This window comes from Bacteroides sp. AM37-9 (assembly GCF_003603455.1).
Classification (GTDB): Bacteria; Bacteroidota; Bacteroidia; order Bacteroidales; family Bacteroidaceae; genus Bacteroides; species Bacteroides xylanisolvens.
This window is the reverse complement of the sequence record NZ_QTNF01000023.1, coordinates 65062-84705: the sequence shown is the minus strand read 5'-3', so window position 1 is coordinate 84705 and position 19644 is coordinate 65062. Positions and strand designations below refer to the sequence as shown.

The 19644-nt window shown below is 44.6% G+C and carries 18 protein-coding genes and 1 riboswitch; of the genes, 9 read left to right on the top strand and 9 right to left on the bottom strand.

From position 1 onward, the window contains the following. The first annotated feature begins 44 nt into the window (after nucleotides 1-44). On the top strand, nucleotides 45-1124 hold the full coding sequence (locus DW862_RS16270) for a metallophosphoesterase (protein WP_120069374.1): 1080 nt from the start codon (nucleotides 45-47) through the stop codon (nucleotides 1122-1124). A 197-nt stretch (nucleotides 1125-1321) separates the two neighbouring features. After that, nucleotides 1322-2611: an ATP-binding protein gene (locus DW862_RS16265; protein ID WP_120069357.1), complete on the top strand. Its 1290-nt coding sequence runs from the start codon at nucleotides 1322-1324 to the stop codon at nucleotides 2609-2611. A gap of 5 nt (nucleotides 2612-2616) precedes the next feature. Here DW862_RS16265 and nadD read toward each other — a convergent pair whose 3' ends face one another. From nadD to DW862_RS16245, 3 genes are all read right to left on the bottom strand, one after another. After that, a complete protein-coding gene (gene nadD / locus DW862_RS16260) occupies nucleotides 2617-3207 on the bottom strand; it encodes a nicotinate (nicotinamide) nucleotide adenylyltransferase (RefSeq protein ID WP_120069354.1) in 591 nt (196 codons plus the stop codon). A gap of 208 nt (nucleotides 3208-3415) precedes the next feature. Continuing rightward, complete coding sequence (gene gmk, locus DW862_RS16250; RefSeq protein WP_004316995.1) at nucleotides 3416-3985, bottom strand: guanylate kinase; 570 nt, start codon at nucleotides 3983-3985, stop codon at nucleotides 3416-3418. 172 nt (nucleotides 3986-4157) lie between these two features. Continuing rightward, nucleotides 4158-5036 (bottom strand): YicC/YloC family endoribonuclease, encoded by an 879-nt coding sequence (locus DW862_RS16245; RefSeq protein ID WP_120069351.1) that lies wholly within the window; start codon nucleotides 5034-5036, stop codon nucleotides 4158-4160. Nucleotides 5037-5125: 89 nt separating this feature from the next. On the opposite strand from DW862_RS16245, the gene tsaB reads away from it, so the two are divergent. The 7 genes from tsaB to rseP all read left to right on the top strand — a co-directional run bounded on the left by tsaB (nucleotide 5126) and on the right by rseP (nucleotide 12136). Then, the gene (gene tsaB, locus DW862_RS16240; RefSeq protein WP_004316997.1) at nucleotides 5126-5815 is read left to right on the top strand and encodes a tRNA (adenosine(37)-N6)-threonylcarbamoyltransferase complex dimerization subunit type 1 TsaB; all 690 of its coding nucleotides are present in this window, start codon (nucleotides 5126-5128) and stop codon (nucleotides 5813-5815) included. A 29-nt stretch (nucleotides 5816-5844) separates the two neighbouring features. Then, nucleotides 5845-6456 (top strand): DUF4290 domain-containing protein, encoded by a 612-nt coding sequence (locus tag DW862_RS16235; protein ID WP_004316998.1) that lies wholly within the window; start codon nucleotides 5845-5847, stop codon nucleotides 6454-6456. 157 nt (nucleotides 6457-6613) lie between these two features. Next, a complete protein-coding gene (murA, locus tag DW862_RS16230; protein ID WP_009038692.1) occupies nucleotides 6614-7918 on the top strand; it encodes a UDP-N-acetylglucosamine 1-carboxyvinyltransferase in 1305 nt (434 codons plus the stop codon). Beyond that, a complete protein-coding gene (gene rimM, locus DW862_RS16225; RefSeq protein ID WP_008641267.1) occupies nucleotides 7915-8454 on the top strand; it encodes a ribosome maturation factor RimM in 540 nt (179 codons plus the stop codon). The genes murA and rimM overlap by 4 nt, the downstream gene beginning before the upstream one ends. A 74-nt stretch (nucleotides 8455-8528) precedes the next feature. Then, complete coding sequence (locus DW862_RS16220; RefSeq protein ID WP_004317001.1) at nucleotides 8529-9389, top strand: M23 family metallopeptidase; 861 nt, start codon at nucleotides 8529-8531, stop codon at nucleotides 9387-9389. Nucleotides 9390-9486: 97 nt separating this feature from the next. After that, nucleotides 9487-10656, top strand: a complete 1170-nt coding sequence (locus tag DW862_RS16215) for a 1-deoxy-D-xylulose-5-phosphate reductoisomerase (protein WP_120069347.1) — start codon at nucleotides 9487-9489, stop codon at nucleotides 10654-10656. Between the two features lie 124 nt (nucleotides 10657-10780). Continuing rightward, a complete protein-coding gene (rseP, locus tag DW862_RS16210) occupies nucleotides 10781-12136 on the top strand; it encodes an RIP metalloprotease RseP (RefSeq protein WP_120069343.1) in 1356 nt (451 codons plus the stop codon). A gap of 108 nt (nucleotides 12137-12244) precedes the next feature. On the opposite strand, the gene DW862_RS25975 is transcribed toward rseP, so the two are convergent. The 6 genes from DW862_RS25975 to DW862_RS16180 form a co-directional block, all read right to left on the bottom strand. Then, complete coding sequence (locus DW862_RS25975) at nucleotides 12245-12415, bottom strand: hypothetical protein (RefSeq protein ID WP_153882593.1); 171 nt, start codon at nucleotides 12413-12415, stop codon at nucleotides 12245-12247. Between the two features lie 21 nt (nucleotides 12416-12436). Continuing rightward, nucleotides 12437-13840, bottom strand: a complete 1404-nt coding sequence (locus tag DW862_RS16205; protein WP_120069340.1) for an MFS transporter — start codon at nucleotides 13838-13840, stop codon at nucleotides 12437-12439. 235 nt (nucleotides 13841-14075) lie between these two features. Continuing rightward, nucleotides 14076-14534 carry an anaerobic ribonucleoside-triphosphate reductase activating protein gene (nrdG, locus tag DW862_RS16200; protein ID WP_004313428.1) on the bottom strand — a complete coding sequence of 153 codons (459 nt, stop codon included), beginning with the start codon at nucleotides 14532-14534 and terminating at the stop codon, nucleotides 14076-14078. Between the two features lie 194 nt (nucleotides 14535-14728). Further along, on the bottom strand, nucleotides 14729-17122 hold the full coding sequence (locus DW862_RS16195; RefSeq protein WP_004313429.1) for an anaerobic ribonucleoside triphosphate reductase: 2394 nt from the start codon (nucleotides 17120-17122) through the stop codon (nucleotides 14729-14731). A 31-nt stretch (nucleotides 17123-17153) separates the two neighbouring features. Continuing rightward, nucleotides 17154-17343, bottom strand: a riboswitch (cobalamin riboswitch). Nucleotides 17344-17651: 308 nt separating this feature from the next. Continuing rightward, complete coding sequence (locus DW862_RS16185; protein WP_015531499.1) at nucleotides 17652-18512, bottom strand: Rpn family recombination-promoting nuclease/putative transposase; 861 nt, start codon at nucleotides 18510-18512, stop codon at nucleotides 17652-17654. Nucleotides 18513-19089: 577 nt separating this feature from the next. Then, the gene (locus DW862_RS16180) at nucleotides 19090-19602 is read right to left on the bottom strand and encodes an HU family DNA-binding protein (RefSeq protein WP_008018168.1); all 513 of its coding nucleotides are present in this window, start codon (nucleotides 19600-19602) and stop codon (nucleotides 19090-19092) included. Nucleotides 19603-19644 lie beyond the last annotated feature (42 nt).

Genomic DNA, 19644 nt, shown 5'->3' with positions numbered 1-19644 from the left:
AAACTTCAAACTAAGAGAAGATGAAGAAAATAAATATCCCATTGATGAAGAAAACGATTTATCCACCGACGAAGAAAACAATCTACCCTGTTATCCTGTTGGCATTGCTTTTACTTGTTTCCTGCAAATCGAAAAAGAATATGGTGGCTAGCTTGCCGCACCCTGTCTTACATACTGATTCCATTTATCCGGATACGACTAACGCCATTGCCGGACTCTTCGCTCCCGACCACTCGAAACTCAAAGCACTGGCTGTTTCTAAAAACAAAAAGCAACATACAAAGAAAAAGGAGACTGATACCGACGCGGACAAATCCGACCGGATGCTCCGTGGAACCCAAATAACCTCTTCCAGCGTAGATGTGTCATCTGTTTATACAGGAGTGGACCGTGTAGTAAAATACGACTTCACCCACCGCGATGTACCTGAAGCTTTTGAAGGTTTCCGCATCGCTTTCATTTCCGATTTACATTACAAAAGCCTGCTGAAAGAGAAAGGATTGAACGATCTTGTCCGCCTATTGATTGCCCAAAAAGCAGATGTTCTTTTGATGGGCGGTGATTATCAGGAAGGTTGCGAATATGTAGAACCTTTGTTTTCCGCACTTGCACGTGTAAAGACACCAATGGGAACCTATGGAGTGATGGGTAATAATGATTACGAACGTTGCCACGACGATATTGTGAACACAATGAAACATTACGGAATGCGTCCGTTAGAACACGAAGTAGATACACTCCGGAAAGACGGCCAGCAAATCATTATCGCCGGAGTGCGCAATCCTTTCGATCTGGGGCGCAACGGAGTATCACCCACTTTGGCACTCTCTCCCAAAGATTTTGTCATCTTACTAGTTCATACGCCGGATTACATAGAAGATGTTTCAGTAGCCAATACAGACCTCGCTCTCGCAGGACATACACACGGGGGACAAGTCCGTGTATTCGGAGTCGCCCCGGCACTGAACTCACACTACGGTAATCGTTTTATCACCGGACTGGCATATAATACAGCAAAAATACCTTTGATTATAACAAACGGAATAGGGACTTCAAAGTTACCGATCCGTGTCGGTGCTCCGGCAGAAATCATCGTCATTACTCTTCATCGATTGACAGAGTAAGGTATCGTAACTTGGTACAATAAAAAACAGAAATAGCAGCATCATACACTTTTCTGATACGACTTTCTGTAATACACCACACTTTTAGGGTATAACTTTTTGTTAAATACCACACTTTTAGGGTACGACTTTTTGCTATTATCCTTTTTAGTGCTTACATTTGTACCTATAAGTAGCTGACAATAAAAGAAAGAAGTATGAGAAGAAATGCAATGCAACAATTGTACGATTGGAAAGAAAAGTCTACACGAAAGCCTTTGATTATTCGCGGAGCCCGTCAGGTAGGAAAGACATGGCTTATGAAAGAGTTTGCGGCTACTGCTTACAAACAGTTTGCCTACATCAACTTCGAAGACAATGAAGTGATGAAAGAGGTTTTTCAAAAAGATTTTGATATCGAACGTATTTTGATGGCTATCCAGTTAGTAACCGGAAAAGTAGTAGATACAGATACCTTAATTCTTTTTGACGAACTTCAGGAAGCCCCACGCGGCTTGACAGCCATGAAATATTTCCTGGAAAAAGCGCCACAGTATCATGTTATTGCAGCTGGTTCTTTACTGGGCATCGCTATGCATCAAAATGACTCTTTCCCGGTGGGAAAAGTCGATTTTATAGACCTATATCCACTTTCTTTTTCCGAGTTTTTAGAAGCTATCGGACAAGAGTCTTTTGTCAGCTTGCTTGCAAAGCAAGATTGGAACCTCATTTCTACCTTCCGTTCTAAATTCACCGACTTCCTTAAACAGTATTATTTCGTAGGAGGAATGCCCGAAGTAGTCAATGCATTTATTGAGCATAAAGACTATACCGAAGTCCGCCAGTTGCAACAAAACATACTGGATTCTTATGACCGTGATTTTTCCAAACACGCTCCTATTGCCGAAGTCCCTAGGATTCGTATGGTGTGGCGTTCGGTTCCTGCACAACTGGCTAAAGAAAATCGCAAATTCATTTATGGAGTTATAAAAGAAGGAGCAAGAGCCAAGGATTTTGAACTGGCCATAGAATGGCTGATAGATGCCGGTCTTATTTATAAAGTAAACCGGGTAAAGAAAGGTGGAATACCTTTATCGGCCTACGAAGATTTTTCCGCATTCAAACTGTTTATGCTAGACACCGGATTAATGGGAGCAATGAGCGGACTCCCCCCACAAGCATTATTGGAAGGCAATGTTTTATTTACCGATTATAAAGGAGCAATTACCGAACAATATGTGTTACAACAACTGAAATCAGTGAAAGGCTTGAATATCTATTACTGGTCTTCAAATACTTCCAAAGGAGAATTGGATTTCCTTTTGCAAAAAGAAATCTGTATTATTCCGGTCGAAGTGAAAGCTGAAGAAAATTTACAGTCGAAAAGTCTGCGTTCTTTTGTTGAAAAGAATCCAGAACTACATGGCATCCGTTTTTCCATGTCAGATTATCGGGAACAAGAGTGGCTAACAAATTATCCGTTATATTCTGCCGGATATGTATTTTAATATATTCAAAGGCGTATATTATCTTTCTTGATAGCCTCCCAAGCCCTCGGATGTAGGAAGTAACGAATATCTTTCCCTGCACTCAAGGCTTCCCGAATAAAAGTGGAACTGATTTCAAAAACAGGGGAATGAACAAGACGCACGGTTTCCGGCAATTCCTCTTCTTTTACAGGAAAGCCGGGACGAGGATAAATGAGGAGTTGATTCTCTTTAATGATGCGTTCGGACTGATACCAGCGTCCAAAACGTTCCCAATTATCGGAACCGATAATGAAATAAAATTCCCGGTCGGGATACGCTTCACGGAGTTTCTCCAGTGTATATACGCTATACGAAGGACGGGGCAAATGAAATTCAAAGTCCGAAGCTCGAAAACGAGGATAATCACTGATGGATAACTCCACTAAGTTAAGACGAAGCTCGTCGCTCCATAACTCTGCCTTCGTTTTCAAAGGATTCTGCGGACTTACCATAAACCATATTTCATCCACCCCTTCATACTCACAAAGGTAATTGGCTAAAGCGAGATGCCCGATATGAATCGGATTGAATGACCCGCTGAAGATTCCGGTTTTTCTTGTTTTAACTTGATTCATTTTCCGCTATTCTTTCTTGCTTTATTTTCTTTCTCCACTTCGGTAAAACAATAGCTTGTCTGATTGTGAGAAGTAGCGCAATGCCGCTTATGACCCATTGTTGAAAATAAAGGCATACAATAAAAGCAAGAAGATTCATCACACCGGTGACGGCACACAGATACATCCATTTTCGGGTGTTACAATTCTTCTTGTACATTCTCAAGTCTTATTCTTCGGCTAAAAACTCTTTGATTACTTTCAACGCTTCTGCCTTCGCAGCTTCCAAATCGTCATTGACAATCACACAATCGAATTGCGGAGCAAACCCCAATTCGTATTCCGCCTTAGCAATACGGCTTTCAATGACTTCCGGAGCATCCGTTCCGCGTCCTTCCAACCGGCAACGTAATTCTTCCACCGAAGGCGGTTGAATGAACACAGACAGCGCACGATCACCATAAAACTTCTTGATATTACATCCACCTACCACATCAACGTCAAACACTACATTCTGACCTGCTTCCAGTTGCTTTTCCACTTGTGCCTTCAACGTTCCGTAATAACGGTCCTTATATACTTCCTCATACTCCAAAAATTCGTTGTTCTCAATGCGACAACGGAATTCCTCCGGCGTAAGAAAGAAATATTCCACTCCATGCTGCTCCGTCCCACGCGGAGGACGGCTGGTAGCAGAAATAGAAAATGCAAGATTCAAATTCTGCGTCAGCAGATAATTAATAATAGTAGATTTGCCCGAACCTGACGGGGCAGAGAAAATAATTAGTTTACCGGTCATTATTAAAGTTTATTTGACATTAAGTTATTTACGATTAGACGATTTACGATGTACGGTTGATATTATTTTTTGAATTTATAAATATCCAAATGTGTACACTATTATTTCGCAATACTAACTTCAATCGTACATCGTAAATCGTCTAATCGTAAATGAATTTATTGTGAGTAAATTACATCACGTTCAACACCTGCTCCTTAATCTGCTCCAACTCATCTTTCATCTGAACAACGATTTTCTGCATTTCGGCATGATTGGACTTGCTACCTAACGTATTGATTTCCCGACCCATTTCCTGGGCGATAAAACCAAGTTTCTTACCTTGTCCGTTACCGCTTTCCATTGTGCTGATGAAATATTTCAGATGGTTGCTAAGGCGTTGTTTTTCTTCATTGACATCCAGTTTCTCAATGTAATAGATCAATTCCTGCTCCAAGCGGTTCTTGTCGTAATCCACACTTAATGTCTTTTCGAGAGCATCCGTGATGCGTTCTTTCACTTTTTCCACACGTTCTTTTTCGTAAGGAGCGATCTTTTCGAGCAGGCTTGAGATATTGGCGATCTTTTCACGGAACTTTTTTTCCAGTGCAGCACCTTCCTGTTTGCGGAAATCTACCAGATGACTGATAGCATCGAGCACAGTGGCGTGCACCATTTTCCATTCCTCTTCGGTCAGTTCCTGGATTTCCGTTTTAGTCATCACATCCGGCATACGGAGCAATGTCTGAAACCAGTCGGCAGGAACAGGGATACCAAGATTCTGCGAGATTGCCAAAATCTGTTTGTAGTAACCTTCCACCAATACTTGATTGATAGGAGTCGCATTTTCTGCCGTCTCTTTCTTCTCGATCCACAGGCTGAAATCGACCTTTCCACGTTCCAGCACTTTAGAAATCTCATTACGGATTTCAATCTCTTTTTCACGATACGCCGGAGCGATGCGAGTGGATAAATCCATTGCCTTGCTGTTGAGCGACTTGATTTCTACATTTATTTTTTTATCAGGAAGTTCGGCCGTAGCTTTGCCGTATCCTGTCATAGACTGTATCATAACCTTAAAGTTTTGTGCAAAAGTACACGAATATTTTAAGAATTGGAAATAATCATGTAAATTTGCGACAATTTAATAAGCTGATTTTTATGTCGTGTATACTGAATATTGAAACCTCTACCTCTGTTTGCTCGGTAGCGGCCAGTCAAGACGGACAGACGATTTTTGTGAAAGAAGATTTGAAAGGCCCTTCACACGCCGTGTCTTTAGGAGTTTTTGTAGATGAAGCGTTGTCTTTCATAGACAGTCATGCCATCCCTTTGGATGCAGTCGCAGTGAGCTGCGGGCCGGGTTCTTACACCGGACTTCGAATCGGGGTTTCTATGGCGAAAGGAGTTTGTTACGGACGTAACGTCCCATTGATCGGTATTCCGACGCTGGAAGTATTGACTGTTCCGGTGTTGTTGTATCACGACTTGCCCGAGGACGCTTTGCTTTGTCCGATGATCGACGCCCGCCGCATGGAAGTATACGCAGCCGTTTATGACCGCAGACTTCAGGTGAAACGTGCAGTAGCTGCCGATATTGTAGACGAAAACTCTTACTTGGAGTTTCTGAACGAGCAGCCGGTTTATTTCTTTGGAAACGGGGCCGACAAATGCCGCGAACAGATTACGCATCCGAACGCACATTTTATCGACAATATTCACCCGTTGGCTAAAATGATGTTCCCGCTGGCAGAAAAAGCAATAGCCGACGAAGATTATAAAGACGTGGCTTACTTCGAACCTTTCTACCTGAAAGAATTCGTTGCTTCCATGCCAAAAAAACTTCTTTAATTTTTAATTTTAAACTTTCAATTAAATAAATGCAATACAATACTCAACAGAAAAGAATGCCGCTTCCCGAATACGGGCGTAGCATCCAGAACATGGTAGATTATGCGTTGACCATTCAGGATCGTGCAGAACGTCAGCGTTGTGCCAACACCATCATCAACATTATGGGAAATATGTTCCCCCATTTGCGTGATGTGCCCGACTTCAAGCACAAGCTCTGGGATCATCTGGCTATCATGTCCGGTTTTGAGCTGGATATTGACTACCCGTATGAAATCATCCGTAAGGACAACCTGGTGACCCGTCCGGATCCGATCCCCTACTCCACTGCCCGTATGCGTTATCGCCACTACGGACGCACACTGGAAGTGCTGATAAAGAAAGCAATCGAATTCCCCGAAGGAAACGAAAAGAGAAACCTGATTGCCCTCATCTGCAACCACATGAAGAAGGACTACCTGGCATGGAACAAAGATACAGTGGACGACAAAAAGATCGCCGAAGACCTGTACGAACTCTCCAACGGGGAACTCCAAATGACTGACGATATCGTCCGGCTAATGGCAGAACGCCTGAACCAGAACTATCGTCCGAAGACGAACTATACCAACAATCGTCAGAACAACAAGAGAAGATACTAAGAAAATAGGAAATAAGTATTAAGTATTAATCGCAGCCATTTGTTGGCACTGGTTGGATTTCTTTTACTTATTTACTTAGCGTGCGATACCGTACGGTTAATACTTAATACTTAACACTTGATACTTAATACTTTAATCACACTTAATACTTTAATTAATGGCTTCATTTGTAATCGAAGGAGGACATCGGCTTTGCGGAGAGATTCACCCGCAAGGAGCTAAAAACGAAGTTTTGCAGATAATCTGTGCCACATTGCTAACCGCTGAGGAGGTAACAGTGAACAATATACCTGACATTCTTGATGTCAACAACTTGATTCAGCTCTTGCGCGAGATGGGAGTGACGGTTGCAAAGAAAGGCATTGATTCTTATAGTTTTAAAGCAGAGAATGTAGACTTGGCTTATCTGGAAAGCGATGATTTTTTAAAGAAATGCTCCAGTCTGCGAGGTTCTGTCATGCTGATTGGCCCTATGGTGGCACGTTTCGGCAAAGCGTTGATATCCAAGCCGGGAGGAGATAAAATCGGTCGCCGCCGTTTGGATACTCACTTTGTAGGTATTCAGAATTTAGGAGCAGACTTCCGTTATGATGAAGGACGGGGCATTTATGAAATAACAGCCGACAGACTTCAAGGAAGCTATATGCTGCTGGACGAAGCATCCGTCACCGGAACAGCCAATATCGTAATGGCTGCCGTGCTTGCCAAAGGCACTACTACCATCTACAACGCTGCCTGCGAACCTTACGTGCAACAACTCTGCCGGTTGCTCAACCGGATGGGAGCGAAAATCAGCGGAATTGCCTCCAACCTGCTTACTATTGAAGGTGTGGAAGAATTGCATGGCGCGCAACACACCGTATTGCCCGATATGATTGAAGTCGGCAGTTTTATCGGCATGGCAGCCATGACAAAAAGCGAAATTACCATCAAGAACGTTTCTTACGAGAACCTTGGAATCATCCCCGAGAGCTTCCGCCGCCTGGGCATCAAACTCGAACAGAGAGGAGATGACATTTATGTTCCCGCACAGGAAACCTACCAGATAGAATCATTCATCGACGGCTCCATCATGACGATAGCCGACGCCACCTGGCCGGGACTGACTCCCGACTTGCTTAGTGTGATGCTCGTTGTAGCCACACAAGCCAAAGGCAGCGTACTGATCCATCAGAAGATGTTCGAAAGCCGCCTGTTCTTTGTGGACAAGCTAATCGATATGGGTGCACAGATCATCCTCTGCGACCCTCACCGTGCCGTAGTCATCGGACACAATCATGGCTTCAAGTTGCGCGGTGCCCGCCTGACTTCACCGGATATACGTGCCGGTATCGCCCTTCTGATTGCCGCCATGAGTGCCGAAGGAACCAGTACCATTAGTAACATCGAACAGATAGACCGTGGTTATCAGAACATCGAAGGACGTCTGAACGCTATCGGAGCCAGAATCACCCGAATATGATAAAGAAAGAAGAAGTATATAAGATAGGATTATTCAATAAACCGCATGGTATTCACGGCGAATTGCAGTTTACGTTTACGGACGACATTTTCGACCGTGTGGACTGCGATTATCTGATATGCCTGCTCGACGGTATTTTCGTGCCCTTCTTCATTGAAGAGTACCGTTTCCGTTCCGACTCCACCGCTTTGGTAAAACTGGAAGGAATAGACACCGCCGAACGTGCCCGAATGTTCACCAACATCGAAGTTTACTTCCCCGTAAAGCATGCGGAAGAAGCGGAAGACGGCGAATTATCCTGGAACTTCTTTATCGGTTTCCAAATGGAAGACATTCATCACGGACCTCTAGGAGAAGTGATAGATGTAGATAACACTACGGTAAACACCCTTTTTGTGGTTGAAAGAGAAGAAGAGGAACTACTCGTTCCCGCCCAGGAGGAATTTATCGTAGGGATAGACCAGAAACAGAAACTCATCACCGTGGAGCTTCCCGAAGGGTTGCTCAATCTGGAAGAGTTGGAAGATGACCGATGAGAACAAATAAAACGATGAGTCACTCATCAACTGAAAATAGAAAATAGTAAATCGTAAAATAGTAAATATCCGAGATGCCAAAGAGAAGACGAAGTAAAGCTTTCTGGAAAAATTTCAAGTTCAAGTATAAACTAACGATCGTTAATGAAAATACACTTGAAGAAATTGTCGGACTTCGTGTATCCAAGCTCAATGGACTATCCGTTTTACTTTGCGTGCTGGCAGTGCTTTTCCTGATTGCTTCCTGCATCATTACTTTCACCCCGTTGCGCAATTATCTTCCGGGATATATGAACAGTGAAGTCCGTACACAGATTGTAGATAATGCGCTGCGTGTAGACTCTTTGCAACAAGTGCTCAACAAGCAGAACCTCTACATCATGAACATTCAGGACATTTTCAGCGGGAAAGTGCCTATCGACAGCGTGCAAACGCTTGATTCGCTGACTGCTGCCCGTGAAGACACGTTGATGGAACGAACCAAGCGGGAAGAAGAATTCCGCCGCCAATATGAGGAGAATGAAAAATATAATCTGACCTCCATCACTTCCCAACCGGACGTGACCGGATTGATATTATACCGTCCGACACGAGGCATGGTGTCCGACCACTTCAATGCCGAAAAGAAACATTACGGCACTGACATTGCCGCCAATCCCAACGAAAGCGTACTGGCAACCATGGACGGAACCGTCATCCTTAGTACATACACCGCTGAAACCGGTTATCTGATTGGCGTGCAACACAACCAGGATTTAATTTCGATCTACAAACACTGCGGCTCTCTCCTGAAAAAGGAAGGTGAACGGGTGAAAGGAGGCGAAGCCATCGCCCTGGTAGGAAATAGCGGAACACTTAGTACAGGACCGCACCTGCACTTCGAACTTTGGTATAAAGGTCACCCGGTAAATCCGGAAAAATACATCGTTTTTTAAGTTATCAATGATGAATGATGAGATATGGCGAGTGATGAGATATAAGTGATAATCAGCGATGATATGTTTGTCAACAAAATAGGAAGAAATAGATAAAATGAATATAGAGACTAATAAAAAGAAAAAACAAATAGCTATCCTTGGCTCCACAGGTTCTATCGGGACGCAGGCTTTGCAAGTCATCGAAGAGCATCCCGACCTGTACGAAGCATACGCACTGACAGCCAACAATCGTGTGGAACTACTGATTGCCCAGGCACGGAAGTTCCAGCCGGAAGTGGTAGTGATAGCCAACGAAGAAAAGTATTCCGAACTGAAAGAAGCATTGAGCGACCTGCCTATCAAGGTGTACGCAGGAACCGACGCTATCTGTCAGATTGTGGAAGCAGGTCCTATTGATATGGTACTGACAGCCATGGTCGGTTATGCCGGACTGAAGCCGACAATCAACGCGATCCGTGCCAAGAAAGCGATTGCGTTGGCAAATAAAGAAACATTGGTAGTAGCAGGTGAACTGATTAACCAGCTGGCACAACAATATCGCACTCCAATTCTGCCGGTAGACTCTGAACACTCCGCCGTTTTTCAGTGTTTAGCGGGAGAAGTGGGCAATCCGATTGAGAAAGTGATATTGACTGCCTCCGGAGGTCCGTTCCGCACTTACACTTTGGAACAATTGAAGTCTGTGACTAAGACACAGGCCTTGAAACATCCCAATTGGGAAATGGGAGCAAAAATCACGATTGACTCTGCTTCTATGATGAATAAAGGTTTTGAAGTGATCGAAGCCAAATGGCTGTTCGGTGTTCAACCCAGTCAGATTGAGGTGGTTGTGCATCCGCAATCAGTCATTCACTCGATGGTGCAGTTTGAAGACGGAGCTGTAAAAGCACAATTGGGCATGCCCGATATGCGCCTGCCCATCCAGTATGCATTCTCCTATCCCGACCGTATCAGTTCTTCTTTCGACAGGCTCGATTTCTCCAAATGCACGAACCTGACGTTTGAGCAACCCGACACGAAACGTTTCCGCAATCTGGCACTCGCTTACGAAGCGATGTATCGCGGAGGGAACATGCCTTGCATCGTTAATGCCGCCAATGAAGTAGTGGTAGCCTCTTTCCTGAAAGACGGCATCAGCTTCCTCGGCATGAGCGACGTGATAGAAAAAACAATGGAACGGGCCATCTTCATTGCCAACCCGACCTACGATGATTATGTGGCTACCGATGCGGAAGCAAGAAAGATAGCAGCAAGTCTGATATAATTCATTTCGTAGAGGAATAAAGAAAATAGAGAAATTGATTAGTATTAATATAAATTGAAAATAGCCTTTATATCTTCTCTTTGGCAGAGAATCCAGTGAAGGCTTTAAATTGTAAATAGACTATATGGAAACATTTTTGATTCGTGCCCTGCAATTGATTATGAGCTTATCTTTGCTTGTTATCATTCATGAAGGCGGGCATTTTCTTTTTGCCCGTTTGTTTAAGGTGCGTGTAGAAAAATTCTGCTTATTTTTTGACCCCTGGTTCACCCTGTTTAAATTCAAGCCCAAGAAAAGTGACACAGAATATGCAGTAGGTTGGCTGCCATTGGGCGGTTATGTCAAGATAGCCGGTATGATTGACGAGTCGATGGATACCGAGCAGATGAAACAACCCGAACAACCGTGGGAGTTCCGTTCCAAACCGGCGTGGCAACGTCTGCTAATCATGGTGGGTGGCGTACTGTTCAACTTCCTGTTGGCCCTGTTCATCTACTCGATGATTCTATTTGCGTGGGGCGACCAATATATAAAGGTGCAGGAAGCTCCTCTCGGTATGGATTTCAACAAAACGGCCAAATCCGTAGGTTTTCAGGACGGCGACATCCTTCTTTCTGCCGACGGCGTTCCTTTTGAACGTTATGACGGCGATATGTTGAGCCAGATTGCCGACGCCCGCGAAGTAAGCGTTATCCGCAACGGCGCGAAAGCCTCCGTTTATATCCCTGAAGACTTGATGCAACGTCTTCTGGCAGACAGCATCCGTTTTGCCTCCTACCGTTTCCCGTATGTGATAGACAGTGTGATGGTGAATTCTCCTGCCGCACAAGCAGGCATCCAACCGGGTGACAGCATTATCGCCCTGAACGGAAGACCGATTTCTTTCTCCGACTTCAAAGAAGCGATGGCAGAACGTAAGAAAAACGCGGAAACCCTGCTCAAAGACAGCATAGATCCGCGCCTGATTACACTGACCTATGTGCGTGGCGGCGTAACCGACACATTGAATATGCGTGTAGACTCCGCCTACCTGATGGGTGTAACCGCCTGTCTCGTCACAGACCGCCTGCTCCCTATGGTGAAAAAAGAATATACTTTCTTCGAATCCTTCCCGGCAGGTGTCTCCCTCGGCGTAAAGACCCTGAAAGGATATGTAGGAAACATGAAATACCTCTTTTCGAAAGAAGGAGCCAAACAGCTAGGTGGCTTCGGAACGATCGGCAGCATCTTCCCTGCTACATGGGATTGGCACCAGTTCTGGTATATGACAGCCTTCCTTTCCATCATTCTGGCTTTCATGAATATCCTCCCTATCCCCGCATTGGACGGCGGCCACGTGCTCTTCCTCTTCTACGAGATGATAGCTCGCCGCAAACCGAGCGACAAATTTATGGAATACGCTCAAATGACCGGTATGATTCTACTCTTCGGTCTGTTGATATGGGCTAACTTCAACGATATTCTAAGGTTCTTCTTCTAACAGACCAAACGACAGAAGAAAGACATAAAAAACAATCCCGGATGAGAACAGGTATTCACTCCTCTCTCATCCGGGATGCTTTTTTATAGTTGCTTGCCTTTAAATCTTCTAAATCTTCAACATCTTTTTTTCTCTTTCCAAATCCGTTTCATCCAACTTGGGTGAAGGCACTGTGCACGTTTTGATATAATCGCCCTCCTGACAGGTATAATTGTAGTACACCTCCAGTTCCGGAGTGAGCTCCGCTTTCGGCACCAGCCTCAGTTTGTTTATTTTCAATTCGCCTGACTTTATAAGTTCTTATTTTCTTTTCAGAGTGGAAGGCTGCGATAGTCTCAAGCTGCTGACGATAGCCGCCACAACAGCAAATCCACTTCCTACCATAAGACAGACAGCCGTACTCCGGTCATGAGCGACGAAGCTGAAAAGTAATGCGACCAATGTTGTCCCTGTGGTCTGTCCCAACAGGCGGGCCATTCCCAACATACCACTGGCTCCTCCCGAACGTTGCGTAGGAGCGGAAGAGATAATCGTACTGTTGTTCGGTGTCTGGAACAATCCGAAGCCTGCCCCACACAGCATCAAACGCAGAATGATACTAATATCGGACGACTCCGCAGTCAGACTGGAAAGCGAGAAAAGCCCGACGGCAAACAGAGCCATCCCGACACTTCCCAAGATACCGGGGTGGATGCGCTCGACAAGATATCCTGCCAACGGAGCCGTGACAAGCGTAGCCAACGGCCACGGTGTGAGTAGAAGTCCGGTCATGACTTCACTGTGTCCCAAAGTGTTCTGGAGGAAAAAAGGCAAAGAAACCATCGCTGTCATTTGTGCTATGAAAGAACAAATGGAAGTCAGGATGGACAGCCGGAAAATCGGAATCCGCAGCAGATCAAGAGGAAGCAGCGGAGTGGTCTGCGTCAGTTGCCGGCGCACGTAGTAGGTACCGACCACTGCCAACACAATCAGTTGAATGAAAAGGAAGTCCATTTTCTCATGGTGGGCAAATCCGTCCAGCGTGTAAATGAGCAGACCGAAAGTGACCGCATTCGCGATGGCACTGATGTAATCGAATTTACGTTTCGTACGCTCCTCCTGTCGTGGCAGATGTTTGATGCCGAGAAGCAATGCAGTGAGTCCTAACGGCACATTGATGGCAAACAACCAGTGCCAACTGGCAATGGAAAGAATACCGCTCGCCACAGATGGTCCGGCGGCAGCCGATATGGCGACTACCATTGCATTGATCCCCATCCCCCGCCCGATCTGGCTCTTCGGATAGATGTAACGCAGCTGTGCCGTATTCACACTAGTGATGGCGGAAGCGCTGAACCCTTGAAAGATACGGGCAACCGTCAAAGTCCAAAACGAATCGGACAAGGCACAGATCAATGAAGTGACGCAAAACAATCCGATGCCCGAAAGAAAGACTTTCCGGTAACCGATGATTTCACCCAAAGCGGAAAAAGACAGTAGCGATATAACGATGGCCAGCTGATAGCCGTTGATAATCCAGGTGGTTACAGCGGGAGAAGTCCCAAAATCATGTGAAAGTGTAGGTAGTACGATATTGACGATGTTAATATCCAGTACTGACATACAAAGAGCAAAGCCGACAGACACCACCGCCCAAATACGTTTAGGCATTGGCAAGCCATCGGTCTCATCGTTTTTTTGAGTTGGATTTATTGGTTGTACCATAAAAACTTATTCTTGTAAGTAGTCGTTTATTTCTTCACCATCAAGCAGACACAAACACAAACGCAAGCCCCACCGGCTACAAAAAAGCGCCGCGTTACTCTGTGATGAAAAATGATTCACTTGGTTTCGTAAAGGTAAACAAAACAACGGTACAGGTGTTTTTGTTTCCTTTGAAAAATAAGTTTTTTTAGTGCTCAACTACTGAATTCAACTTACTCCAAATGTCGAATTACATTTACTTCAACTTCAAAATCCGCTGATTACTGCTTCCCCTGAACTCCAGATATGGAGAGAAAAGAGCCTGTTCGAAGCGTCCGTCCACCAATACATCAATATAATCAAGAGCGGCACTCAAACGAGGCTGCGCCTTAATTTCTTCGTATGTGTATCCGGTGTAGCACCACACGTTCATCCCTGTTTCCTCTTTCACCCGTTTCAGTAAAAGCAGGAACGCTTCCGGATGAAAAAACGGATCACCGCCGGAAAAAGTAACGCCGTCCAATAAAGGATTCGCTTTGATTTCACGAATGATGGACTGTATTTTCTCCTCCGTCAGTTCTTCTCCTGCTCCCGGATTCCAACTCTCCGGGTTGTGGCAACCGGGACAATGATGGGAGCAGCCGGCAAGATAAATAGAATACCTGATACCTTCACCGTCAACAATCGTTTCAGAATAAGTTCCTAGTAAATTCACTTCTTTAATAGCTAATGGAAAATGAAGATTTGAGAATGGATGATAACCATATAAATGTGGAATAAATACTCGTTACAGAACAGTACAAGATGAGAGTAACGTGCTGCAAGTAATAACCGAATAATGGATAATGAACCGTAACGCTTTCATCAAGCACCGTTCATTATCCATTCATCAATTATCAAACATTTATTCTACAAATGTTTTACACGGTCCTTCTCTTCTGCCCGCTTGGCAGAGTTCCAAGAGCTTAAATCGCCCGTCAGATAACCGGTGATACGGCGCATACGGAGAATACTTTCACTCTGGCATACAGGGCATTTATCGAAGATAACTCCCTTGTAACCACAGTTATGACAAGTGTCTACCGGGTGATTGATAGAGCCGTATCCAATTCCTTCGTCGTGCATCACTTTCACAATCTTGGCAATGGCACGCACATTCTTCTGCGCTTCACCGTCCAGCTCCACATACGTGATGTGTCCGCCGCGTGTAATAGCGTGGAACGGAGCTTCACGCTTGATTTTCTCAACGATGCTGATCGGTTCTTTCACGTCTACGTGGAAAGAGTTGACATAATAGTCGCGATCTGTCACTCCGGGGATTTTTCCATATTTCCGGCGGTCCATTTTCGTGAAACGTCCCGAAAGTCCTTCGGCAGGAGTAGCCAGAACGGAGTAGTTCAGGTTATATTTCTCTTTATATTCGTCTACCACTTTATTCATTTCCATCACCGCTTCATACAGCGTGTCCCATGCTTTCTGGCTGTGTCCGTGACCTTGCCCGTAGAGAGCCACCATCGCGTTATGCCCGCCGATAAATCCAATCCCCAGTGTACCGCTGCGCAAGGCGTCTCCTACCTGTTCATTCGGATTCAGTTCGCCGCCGCCTTTCCACACATTATTTCCCATCATGAACGGGAACTGGCGTGCCAGGGCCGTACGCTGATACTGATAACGTTCGTAAAGCTGGTCGGCCACGAGCGCAGACATTTGGTGTACAGATTCGATGAAAATTTCTTTTGCTTTTTGTTCGATGGCGTCCTTGTTGCGTTCATCTTCTACCAGATTTTCCGCTTTGATACGGGCTTCGATAGCCAGTCTTGGCATATTCAGTGTGGTGAACGAAAGATTGCCACGTCCTAAAGAAGATTTTTCTCCGGCCACATTTTCAAAAACACGGGTACGGCAACCCATTGTTGCCAATTCGTAAATGTAACGCTGCGGATCGTCGGCTTTCCATTTCTCGTTCTTGTTGAAAGGTGTGTCGAGGAACATGAAGTTCGGGAACAACGCTTTCGCAGTAGTCTGGCAAGCCTTTAATAACAAGTCGAAGTTGGGAGCCTCGTAACTGTCGGTCATTGCCTCTTCGATGTTCTCCGCTTTCATTGCTTTCTCAAAGTCTTTCTCCGAGTAAGAAACGCCGTCTTTCACCTTGAATATCTGGATAGGGAATACGGGCACTTCTCCTCTGGTGCCGAGGCCTTCAATGGTAGCTTTCAGCAGTTCTTCGATTACCATGCGGCCTTCGGCAGAAGTGTCCGTTCCGTAGTTGATGGAACTGAATACCACTTGGTTACCGCCACGAGAATGCATCGTATTCAGGTTGTGGATGAATCCTTCCATTGCCTGATGTGTATCTTTACGGGTCTGCTGGTAGGCTTTTTCGACGATGCGGGCAAGGTGTTCCTTATCTATAATGATCTGTAAAGCGACCAGAGCGATGCGCAATGTTTCGCGTTCGGCCTCGGTGGACTTGATAGACGGAAGGTATTCTTTAATCAACGTGCGGATGGATTTCTCATCGGCCTGATTTCCGTTTTCCATAGCCACATAGAAGTTAATGAACGATGCCAGATGCTTGCGGAAAGATTTGGCCACTCCTTTTGCCATGAAGAAATCGAAAGCCGGAATCGCCTGTCCGCCATGCTGCTCATTTTGGTTGGTCTGAAAGATGATGGTAGCCAGCGTAGCATAGCTTTGGATGCTTTGCGGGGTGCGGATGCTACCGTTCTTTGTGCGGAAACCGCGTTCAAAGAGGTCGTCCATATCATATTGGATGCAGGTTGTCGTCTTTGTCGGATAATAATCCAGGTCGTGGATGTGAATGTCTCCCAACTGGTGCGCTTCGGCAAAACGTTTCGGCAACAAGTATTTATAGGTATAATCTTTAGTTACTTCGGAAGCGAACGTCATCATCTGTCCGGCAGGCGTGTGACTGCTCATGTTGGCGTTGCTCAAATTGACATCGTTCTTGTCGATAGCCACAATACCGTCCATCACCTGTTTCATCTGGGTTTTCTTATCACGCTCCGTATTCCGCCATTCGCGATAGATGATGTATTTCTTCGCTACTTCCGGCCGCACTTTCATCAACGACTTTTCTACCAAGTCCTGAATCTCTTCTACGGTGATCGTGGGGGTAGCAAACTGACTGATAACATTCATGGTGATGTCAGCAACCAACTGCTGCTCATCCTGAATTCCACTTGCACTGAATGCTTTACTGATTGCATTCTTAATCTTACTGATAGAGAAATCTTCTCTTTTACCATCACGTTTGATGATACAAATTTCCGCGTAGTTCATAACTTTAACTCCCGAAAGCATTAATAAATTAAAAATAGAAAATCTCTTCGGCAGGTCTTCTGACTTATCCCTCCCCCGCAACACCTTCCCACACCGGCATCGATGCAGTGGCCTATTGTGCGGATTCTTAGAGAATTACAGCAGCGGGTACTGTCGCCGATTTGCACAGCGTTCCCTCATTGACTAAACCTCTTTTTAGTTCCGAAACCGGATACAAAGATAGGAGATTATATCATAGCTTGGTTAGCTTTTAACATTAAATTTCGGGAAACTATTCTTTCTCACTGATACAGAAAGTTTTCCAAAACGGAAAACTTTTTTCTGATTTTAACGTGGATAATATTCCAAATCCGTTTATTTCACCCCAAAGACATATATCGTTTTTAGATACTTTACCCTTAGCGAAAAAAGGATGTGTTAAGCGAAAAAAGGATGTGTTAAAAGTCTCCACAACTATCGTTTGCTTCATAAGTTATAGACTATTTTTTCACTTTCGACAAAACCTTTCTTTCCAATAGAATGAAAGAAATTATAATTTTTCTATTTCTTCTTTCGAAAGCCCGGTAGATTTCATAATAATATCGTCAGCCACACCTAATTCTTTCAAATTACGAGCTGTTTCTTCTTTACCTTTTTGCAAGCCTTTCTGTAATCCTTTTTGTAAGCCTTTCTGTAAGCCTTTCTGTTCAGCAAAGTCCAACGTATTAAAATAATCGTTATAAACTTTCCATTCTTCTTCATACTGGGCTCTTTCCTCCTGGGTCATATTCGCTTTGGAAGCCAACTTTTCAAGTCGCTCGAAGACGGCCTTGCGAGCCTTGAAAGGCATCCGGTCAAGTGTATCCATATGCTTTAGTATATAAATCCAGCGTTCAAAATCATTTTCACATTCATCCTCTTCTTTGTTGAAGTTCGGCAGTTCGATAAAAATCTGCCGGAACTTGTTGTTGAAGAGCTTCCCCGTATCCCTGTCAGAAAGAACGATGTCCGTTCTGATTTTAGAGGGCATATCCTTATCCATCACGAAATTCATGAAGAACACTCCGTACACGGCATCCAACTGGAAGTTCCAAACTCCCCTTTTCGCTTGCTGCGTAATGGCCCTAGAAAGATAGAAGAGGGCACGATCTTTAAAATAAGGCTGTTCCCGGTTCTGCATTTCTACGATAATACGTTCACCGGTATCGGTTACGCAATAGATGTCGTAGATAAGACCTCGTTCTGTTTTTACTTCCGGCGGCTGTTCGTTGTTAAGGAACCTGATGTCGGTGATTACGTGCTCGCCTACGAGCAAATCGTTCAAGAAGTCGATTAACAACTCCTTTTCTACCTCTCTGCCGAATAAAAACTTAAAGCCAAAATCGGTAAAGGGATTGATAAATCTTCCCATTATATGCTGTGTCTCAATTATAAAACAAAGATAGAGTTTTTTTGTTGAATACGGTCAAGAATAGAAGAAAATAAATGGATACAAAAAAAGCTGCCTCATTCAGAAATATTTCTGTCTTAAAAAAATTATCATCAAAATTCTCATTTCCGCCATGTTTCCGAAAAAGTATTTTCGGAATACGAAAAAAAGAAAAGCTGCCTCGTCCATTCGAGACAGCTTCTTTACTTGCTCCTTACTTATGTTTACTCTATGAGTTGCTACACGTTTTTTTTACTTGTTCCGCGAGCTACGTGCAGACGGCACGTTCTATGTTTTTACGTCATTCCGTTTCATACCTTTTTTTTCAGGTATGCCAAGCCTTTTCCAGCTAGCTAATCCTTTTCTGCCTTGCCGTTTCTCCGGTGGCGGAAACGCAGAACTGCTTCAAGAATATCCAGCAACTTCTCCAATAATAGTCTCATCCGTTTTCTTTTTAAAAGTTAATAATCCGTTTTATGTCCGTTGGGATCCGTTTATATATCCGTTGGGATTTGACTGTCAACCGTCGGTCGTGTCCGGCTGACAGTCAAGTTACCGGTTAAGCTGCCGGGTCCGGCGCTTCTCCGCTTCCACCACCAGGTTTATTATCGTCATCCGGGTCTTTGTCAATGGCATCGTCGGCCACAAACGAACCCGCTACATCCTTGATGTGCACAAACTCCACTCCGGTGGTCAACGCACGGGTAGCACTTCCGTTGGCGGCACGAGTGTATTCGGGCGTAAACTGGCAACGCAATGAAGTGATCTGCGAACTGCTGACCTTATTTTCCAACTCTACCCCTTTCCCGTTTGCCTTGGCAATCATAGTAAACGTCCCCAAGCCTTCGAGGCGCACCGTGCGGCTATTGAGCAACTGTTCACGCATCACCGACATCAGGTTACGAATAACGTTATGAACATCACCCGCTGTCAGCGAGGCTTTTTCTGCAATCAATTCCGCCATTTTCTGCGTATTGACCATTTTCCCGAATTTCACCAGACGGGGATAATAAAGTTTCTGTCCTTCCTTGTTGGCAAGCGTTGCCTGATACGGTTTGTAAATTAATGGCATACTTTTTTCCTTTCTTCTTTTTAATGATTAATGAATAAATTC